At 67.6% G+C, this 6,941-nt stretch carries 8 protein-coding genes; 2 read left to right on the top strand and 6 right to left on the bottom strand.

Going from position 1 to position 6,941, the window contains the following annotated elements; genetic code table 11:
• Positions 1 to 283 precede the first annotated feature (283 nt).
• From PHP91_RS06195 to pyrR, 3 genes are read right to left on the bottom strand one after another with little or no spacing between them, the layout of a single operon-like run.
• Complete coding sequence (locus tag PHP91_RS06195; RefSeq protein ID WP_300138446.1) at positions 284 to 898, bottom strand: hypothetical protein; 615 nt, start codon at positions 896 to 898, stop codon at positions 284 to 286.
• The gene (gene thrB / locus PHP91_RS06190) at positions 895 to 1,431 is read right to left on the bottom strand and encodes a homoserine kinase (RefSeq protein WP_300138445.1); all 537 of its coding nucleotides are present in this window, start codon (positions 1,429 to 1,431) and stop codon (positions 895 to 897) included. Before thrB ends, PHP91_RS06195 begins: the two co-directional genes overlap by 4 nt.
• A 5-nt stretch (positions 1,432 to 1,436) precedes the next feature.
• Positions 1,437 to 1,976, bottom strand: coding sequence for a bifunctional pyr operon transcriptional regulator/uracil phosphoribosyltransferase PyrR (pyrR, locus tag PHP91_RS06185; RefSeq protein ID WP_300138442.1), 540 nt, complete (start codon positions 1,974 to 1,976; stop codon positions 1,437 to 1,439).
• Positions 1,977 to 2,137: 161 nt separating this feature from the next.
• Here pyrR and PHP91_RS06180 point away from each other — a divergent pair, with 161 nt between their 5' ends.
• Positions 2,138 to 2,479 (top strand): IscA/HesB family protein, encoded by a 342-nt coding sequence (locus PHP91_RS06180; RefSeq protein ID WP_300138439.1) that lies wholly within the window; start codon positions 2,138 to 2,140, stop codon positions 2,477 to 2,479.
• Positions 2,480 to 2,655: 176 nt separating this feature from the next.
• A complete protein-coding gene (locus PHP91_RS06175; RefSeq protein WP_300138436.1) occupies positions 2,656 to 2,988 on the top strand; it encodes an IscA/HesB family protein in 333 nt (110 codons plus the stop codon).
• 51 nt (positions 2,989 to 3,039) lie between these two features.
• Here the strand turns inward: PHP91_RS06175 and PHP91_RS06170 are convergent, their stop codons facing one another.
• The 3 genes from PHP91_RS06170 to PHP91_RS06160 all read right to left on the bottom strand — a co-directional run bounded on the left by PHP91_RS06170 (position 3,040) and on the right by PHP91_RS06160 (position 6,752).
• On the bottom strand, positions 3,040 to 4,344 hold the full coding sequence (locus PHP91_RS06170; protein WP_300138433.1) for an extracellular solute-binding protein: 1,305 nt from the start codon (positions 4,342 to 4,344) through the stop codon (positions 3,040 to 3,042).
• A 170-nt stretch (positions 4,345 to 4,514) separates the two neighbouring features.
• Positions 4,515 to 5,753 carry an AMP-binding protein gene (locus PHP91_RS06165; protein WP_300138430.1) on the bottom strand — a complete coding sequence of 413 codons (1,239 nt, stop codon included), beginning with the start codon at positions 5,751 to 5,753 and terminating at the stop codon, positions 4,515 to 4,517.
• Positions 5,754 to 5,951: 198 nt separating this feature from the next.
• Positions 5,952 to 6,752 (bottom strand): ABC transporter ATP-binding protein, encoded by an 801-nt coding sequence (locus PHP91_RS06160; RefSeq protein ID WP_300138427.1) that lies wholly within the window; start codon positions 6,750 to 6,752, stop codon positions 5,952 to 5,954.
• Between the last annotated feature and the right edge of the window lie 189 nt (positions 6,753 to 6,941).

Genomic DNA, 6,941 nt, shown 5'->3' with positions numbered 1-6,941 from the left:
CACCGCCCCCGCGCGAGGGCCTCGGCTCCGGGAAGTGGTCGAGCGCAAGGCGCAAGCGAAGAGCGGGACCGAAGCGTATCCCGATACGCGAGGGTCCGCTCTTCGCGCGGCGACACAGCGATCGGCCTGCGCGCACGACATCCCTTTTCCCCCGCACCGCCCCCGCGCGAGGGCCTCGGCTCCGAGAAGTGGTCGAGCGCAAGGCGCAAGCGAAGAGCGGGACCGAAGCGTATCCCGATACGCGAGGGTCCGCTCTTCGCGCGGCAACGCAGCGATCGGCCGCTTATCGGAGCCGAGGCGGGCCCAATACGATCATTTCGGCGATGGTGTGGTCCACTTTGGGGAGCTGGCGCAGGTTCGCGCCCACGAACTGCATTTCCAGGGTGACCAGGTCGCGATAGAGGGGGGTGCGGTCGACCATGGGGACGGGGCGGCCTTCGGCCTCCAGGCCGGCGGTCAGCTCCTGGCAGCGGTGGCAGCCGGGGAAGCGCACGCCGCTGCCGTCCGGCTTGGTCAGGGCGTTGGGCACGCCGTGCATGCGGCAGATCATCAGCCGGTGGCCGTAGAGGCCGCAGACGCCCTGCCGTTCGTCGACGTTGAGGGGGCACATGAGGTGCGGCCGCTCGCCGCGCGCCTGGGCGGCCATGGCGTCGTCCACGTAGGCGCGCGCCTTGTCGCGGATCGTCTCCAGCCGGTCGGGCGGAAGCTGGTTCAGGCCCTCCCAGAGGTAGGCCCACTCCACGTAGGTGTGGTGCTGGAAAAAGGAGAGGCAGCAGTTGTCGTCGCAGCCGTCGCAGGTCAGGCCGATGGCCGAGGCGGCCGAGGCGTATTGGTCGACCATCCGGTCGTAGATGGCGGCCAGCTTGCGGAAGGCCGCATTGGGGGTCAGTTTTTTCATGGCAGGTCGATCTGTTCGAGGATCTGGTCCACACACCGCTCGGGCGCGTCCCGATCGGTGCGGACCACGATGTCGGCGGCGGCCCGGTAGAGGGGCTGGCGCTCGGCGTAAAGGTCGCGCATGGTCTTGCCGGGCCCGAGCGCAAGGGCGCGTCCCTCGGCTCCGCCCACGCGGTCGAGGAAGGTGGCCTCGTCCACGTCCAGCAGCACCACCGGGCCCAGGCTCTTGAGCCGCGCCACGGCCTCGGCGGCGTAGATGACGCTGCCGCCGGTGGAGATGACGGTGCGGGTCAGGCTCAGCTCGCCGACCAGGCGGCCTTCGATGCGCAGGAATTCTTCCAGGCCGAAGGTGTCCATGATGGCCTGGAGCGGCATGGCGTAATAGGCTTCGAGGTGGCGGTCGGTGTCGAGCTGGCCCCAGCCCAGCCGGTCGGCCAGCAACTGGCCCAGGGTGGATTTGCCCGCCCCGGCCATGCCGACCAGGGTGATGCACGGTTCTGGCGCCGGGTCCCGCTCGACGGGCGTGAAGGCCACGGCGCCTATCTCCTGACGAGGCATACCTTGTCCTCGCCGTCGCGCTCGACCACCAGCACGTCCACGTGCTCGTCGTCGTGGGTGTCCACCTTCTTGCCCACGTAGTCCGCCTGGATGGGCAGCTCGCGGTGGCCCCGGTCCACCAGGACCAGGAGCTCGACGCGCCGGGGGCGGCCGTAGTCGAGGATGGCCTCCAGGGCCGCGCGGATGGTCCGGCCGGAGTAGAGCACGTCGTCCACCAGGACGATGGACGCGCCCTCGATCTCGAAGCCGATCTCCGAACAGTTGATGGTCGGGGCGAGTTCGAGATTGGTGGTCCAGTCGTCGCGGTAGAGGTTGATGTCGAGCTTGCCCAGGGGGACCTTGCGGCCCAGGCGCGCGTCCAGCAGCTTTTTGAGCCGCTCAGCCAGGTCCGCGCCGCGCCGCTGGACGCCGAGGATGGCCAGGGACGCGTCGTCCCCCCGCCGCTCGACGATCTCCACGGCCAGCCGTTCCAGGGTCCGGCTCATTTCCCTGCCGTTCAGGATGGTGCCGCATTCTTTCATAGGAAAAACCTCGTGGTGCTTAAACCTTGCGCAGACAGACAAATTAGCCCAATCGGCACGGGGCGGTCAACTCGCGCGAACCCATTTGCGGACTTTGGATTTGACAAACCCCCCGAGAGTACCTACCTGTTCATTTCCCGACCATTCACAGGAGGATCTCGATGATTGAATTGACCGAAAGCGCCCAGAAGCAGCTCGAAGGCTACTTCCAGGACAAGGAACCCTCTCCCATCCGCGTCTATCTCGCGGCCGGCGGCTGATCCGGCCCCAGGCTGACCCTGGCTCTGGATGAGCCTAACGACAAGGATGAGACGTTTGAGGCGGGTGGATTCACCTTTTTGATCGACAAGGCGCTCATGGCCCAGACCGGCGATGTCCGGATCGACATGACCTACTACGGGTTCACCGTCGATTCCGCGAATCCGGTGGGAGGTGGCGGCGGCTGCTCCGGCGGCAGTTGCAGCACCGACGGCGGCTGCTCCAGCGGCAGTTGCTCCTGCTGACAGCAGGACGTACCAGGCGAACATGGGCGGCTCCTCCTCCGGAGGACGCCGCCTTTGTTTTTCGCGCAGGCTCGCGGCCAAGGCGTCTTTTCACCGTAGCGGACCCGCCCGGCGCGCGGACGAGGCATCGTCCCCCGGCCGGGCACACCATGCACCTTCACTCAGGAGAAACAGCAATGATCGACCTCACGGAAAGCGCCAAGGCCCAGCTTCAAGACTATTTCAGCGACAAGGCGGCCTCGCCCATCCGGGTCTACCTGGCCGATGGCGGCTGCGCGGGCCCGCGCCTGACCCTGGCCCTGGACGAACCCAACGACAAGGACAAGACCGAGGAGACCGGCGGCTTCACCTTCGCCATCGACACGACCCTTTACGCCCTCACCGGCAAAATCCGCATCGACATGACCCCCTACGGCTTCACCGTGGAATCCGAGAACCCCGTGGGCGGAGGCGGCTGCTCGTGCAGTTGCGGCGACAGCGGCTGCGGCTCCGGGAGCTGCTCCTGCTGATCGGCGAACGGGGGCGGCGGCCCGAAGGACCGCCGCCCGCCGCGCCGGGCGTCATCGCGGCGGCGGGGATATCCGGCCGTGCAGGATGGCGCTCTCCAGCTCGGCAAAGGCCTGGGCCGGGTCCACGCCCGAGAGGATGGACTTGACCGTGTCATTGAAGGCCTCGCCCGCCCCGCGCCCGAACCGGACGTCGTAAAACAGAAAGCTTTCCCGCCGCCCCGCAAGCAGCCGCATGAGGTCCCGGGTCACGGCGGGCAGGACGGAGGCGTCGTCCCCGATCCCCGCCACCACCAGGTTGCCCGTGGCCTCCATCAGCCGCCGTTGCTCGAACGGCTCGGAAAACCACTTGAGCAGCTTGAGCGCGGCATCCCGATGTGCGCTGCCCGCGTTGACGGCCAGGTTGAGGTCCGTCTGCCCCAGCCAGGCGTGCGTCGAACCCGCCCCGCTCTCCGCCAGAGGGAAGGGGGCCACCCCCAGGCCGTCCCGCAGGATGACCGGGCTCTGCAGACAGGCGGGCACGGCCCAACTGCCCATGACCGCCATGGCCGCCCCCCCGTCGCGAAACAGCTCCACCGCGCCCTGGTAACTCAGATCGTTGAACCCGTCGGGAAACGCCCCGGCCTCGGCCAGGCCGCGCAGCAGCGCCCCTGCCCTGGCGAAGGCGGGCCGGCTCCAGTCGCCGTTGTTCCGCTCCAGGGCCCGGTAGGGAGCCATGCCGCCCACCCGCTCGATGAGCAGGGCGGCCAGCAGTCCGCCGTTCCACGGCTCCTGGTTGCCGAAGGCCACTGGCACGTAGCCCGCCCGGCGCAGCGCCGGGATCATGGCCCGCAGCCCGGCCAGGGTCTCGGGCGGGGAGAGGCCGAGCTCGCCCAGGATGCGCTTGTTGTAGAAGAGCGCGGCCACGGCGGTCGTGTTGGGCACGGCGTAGATGCGGCCGTCGATGGTCAGGTCGTCGAAGACGCCGGGGTGGAAGCGGCCGCGCCAGGCCGGGTCGTCGGCCAGGGCGTCGTCCAGGGCCAGGACCGACCCGTTCCGGACGAATCCCTCCAGGAATCCGGCGGGCCAGGTCATGAACACGTCGGGCGCCTCCCCGGACGCCGCGTCGAGGAATATCCGCTCCTTGTACTCCTGCTGGGGCAGGCTCTCCAGCCGGACGCGGATGGACGGGTTGGCCTGGGTGAAGGCATCGCAGATCCGTTGCAGCACGGCGGGCGTGGCCCCGGTGGGCCGGGCGTCCCAGATGCGCACCCGGAGCAGGACGCTCCCCTTCTCCGCCTCGGCCCCGTCCTCCGGGCCGCAGCCGCAGGCGAGCCCCAAGAGGCACAGCATCAACAACAGCCGAACGGGCGTTTGCATCGACTCTCCAAGACGCGAAGGACACGAATCCGCCCTTGTCCCATAGCATCCCTCGCGCAAAGGTGTCCACGGCAAAGGAGTGAGCCGCGCCCGGTCCCGGAAAACAAAAGGGTCGGCACGCCTGGTGCCGACCCATCCGATTAGGACCGCAATCCCGACCTGATGCCGGGTTAATCGAACGTCCTGATGTCGACGAGCCGTGGTTCACCGGGCTTCAGGGAGCCCGGCCGGACCGTCTCGACGACTGGTTTGATTTTCATGACAGCCTGGAATTCGACGGAAAACGCCTGTTCATCCATGACCGTGTCCGTCTCCACTATCACGACAAGGGCGTCCCGTCCACCAGGATTCTCCACTCGCATCCGCCAATCTTTCACTTCCGGGAAGCGGGCGAAAACCCCAGCCGCCTGAGCAGGATAGATGAACTGGCCCTTGACCTTGGCCGTGTCGTCCGCCCGCCCCTTCCAGCCGGTCAGCCGACGGGCCGTTCGCCCGCAGGCGCACGGCGAGGCGTCGATGGACGACAGGTCCCCCGTGGCCAGCCGTACCAGCGGATAGTCCGTGAAAAACGGGGTTACCACCACCTCGCCCAACTCGCCGTCGGGCAACGGCGCACCCGTGGCCGGGTCGCAGATCTCCACATGGCGGTAGTTGGACAGGTGCATGCCCGAGAGCTCCATGCACTCGTAGGCGACGCACCCCACGTCCGCCGTGCCGTACCCCTGGCGCACCGTGATGCCGAACATCCCCTCCACCTCGCGCCGGAGCGACTCCGGCAGCGGCTCGGCCGCCACGTAGGCCTTCTTCAACCGAAAATCCCGCAGCGGGTCGTACCCGGCCGCCACGGCCTTCTCGCCGATGACTTTCAAGTAGCTGGCCATGCCCACAAACGCCGTCACCGGCAGCTTCGCCAGAAACTCGATCTGCTTCTCCGTGTTGCCCGGACCGGCCGGGATCACCGCGCAGCCGATCTCCCGGAGCGGCTCCTCCAGCATCAGCCCGGCCGGGGTCATGTGATAGGAAAAGGTCATCTGGGCCAGGTCGCCCGGCCGGAAACCCGCCGCGAAAAACCCCTCGGCCCAGGCCCAATAGTCCGGCTCCGTCCCCTCGGGATCGAAGATCGGGCCCGGCGACTGGTAGATGCGCGCCAGCCGACCCGGCTCGCGGGACAAAAACCACGCGAGCCCGTGCTCCTCCTGGAGGCCGATGATCTCCCGCTTCCTGAGCGGCGGAATCCTCCCGTAGTCCTCGAACCCCTTGAAGTCGCCGACGCACGCGCCCAGCCGCTTGAGCCGCGCCCGGAACTCGCCCGAACCCGTTGCCGCCGCCTGGAGCACCTCGCGCACGCCCTTCCACTTCCGCTTCATCCGCTTCTCGCGCGGCTCGGTCTCGTACTCGCTGTAATACATGGATCGCCTCCCCTTCACCCGGTCCACATCCCCTCTCCCTTCCTGAACTTTTTTGCTCCGCTTCGCGGAGTGGGGTTTTGGTTCTCTGGTCCGTTTTATGACAAGTCGGGGAAAGGCGCCAGAGGGGGAATACGCTTATCCCTTCTCCCCTTGACGCCCGGCGGCTTTCGGGATTGGACGCGCCGATCCCGGAAGCCGTCACCCGAGCCAGCGCTTGCGGCGTCTGTAATGCTTCACGTCGCGGTAGCTCTTCTTGTCGCCGCCGTGGCCCATGCCCAGGTAGAACTCCTGCACGTCCGGGTTGTTCAGCAGCTCCCTCGCCGTGCCCTCCATGACCACCCGGCCGTTCTCCATGATGTAGCCGCTCGTCGCCACCGAGAGCGCGGCCCGGGCGTTCTGCTCCACCAGGAGCACGGTCACGCCCTCGTCCCGGTTGAAGCGCTGGATGATCTCGAAGATCTCCTCCACCAAAAGCGGGGCCAGGCCCAGCGACGGCTCATCCAGGAGCAACAGGTCCGGCCGGGCCATGATCGCCCGGCCGATGGCGCACATCTGCTGCTCCCCGCCGGAAAGATAGCCCGCCAACTGCCTGCGCCGCTCCCTCAGCCGGGGAAAATACTCGTAGACCCGCTCCATGGACCGCGCCGCCTCGGACCTCGGCCGGGTGAACGCGCCGCAGCGCAGGTTCTCCTCCACGGTCAGGTCCTCGAAGATGCGGCGGCCCTCCATGACCTGGAACACCCCGCGCCGCACGATCCGCTCCGGGATCACGCCCTGGACCGGCTCGCCCTTGTAAAGCACCGACCCGGCCGTGACCTCGCCGTCCTCGGCCTGCAACAGGCCGGACACCGCCTTGAGCGTGGTGGACTTGCCCGCCCCGTTGGCCCCGAGCAACGCCGTGATCTCGCCCTCGGCGCAGGACAGGGACAAGCCCTTCAGCACCAGGACCACGTCGTTGTAGACCACTTCCAGATTCTCGATCTTCAGGATGTCAGTCAAAATGATGCCTCCGGCAGCCAGAGAACCTTTTGAAAAAGGTTCTCTGGACTCTCCAAAACTTTATGGCGACGGCGCTGGGGGGGGGCGTGCGAACCTGCCGGCCCGGCTTGCGCCGTTGTCGGCAAGTGACCGGGAAGTCCGTCGGATTACCGATCACGCACCCCCCACGCCGCCTTGCCTCATTCCCTT

It is taken from the genome of Pseudodesulfovibrio sp. (assembly GCF_028692895.1).
In the GTDB taxonomy this organism is placed as follows: Bacteria; Desulfobacterota; Desulfovibrionia; order Desulfovibrionales; family Desulfovibrionaceae; genus Pseudodesulfovibrio.
This window is presented reverse-complemented; position numbering and strand designations above follow the sequence as displayed.

Excerpts from the sequence above, each read along its gene's own strand:
- PHP91_RS06195 (WP_300138446.1), bottom strand. The coding sequence starts at position 898 with ATGAAAAAACTGACCCCCAATGCGGCCTTCCGCAAGCTGGCCGCCATC.
- pyrR (WP_300138442.1), bottom strand. The coding sequence starts at position 1,976 with ATGAAAGAATGCGGCACCATCCTGAACGGCAGGGAAATGAGCCGGACC.
- PHP91_RS06175 (WP_300138436.1), top strand. The coding sequence starts at position 2,656 with ATGATCGACCTCACGGAAAGCGCCAAGGCCCAGCTTCAAGACTATTTC.
- PHP91_RS06170 (WP_300138433.1), bottom strand. The coding sequence starts at position 4,344 with ATGCAAACGCCCGTTCGGCTGTTGTTGATGCTGTGCCTCTTGGGGCTC.
- PHP91_RS06165 (WP_300138430.1), bottom strand. The coding sequence starts at position 5,753 with ATGTATTACAGCGAGTACGAGACCGAGCCGCGCGAGAAGCGGATGAAG.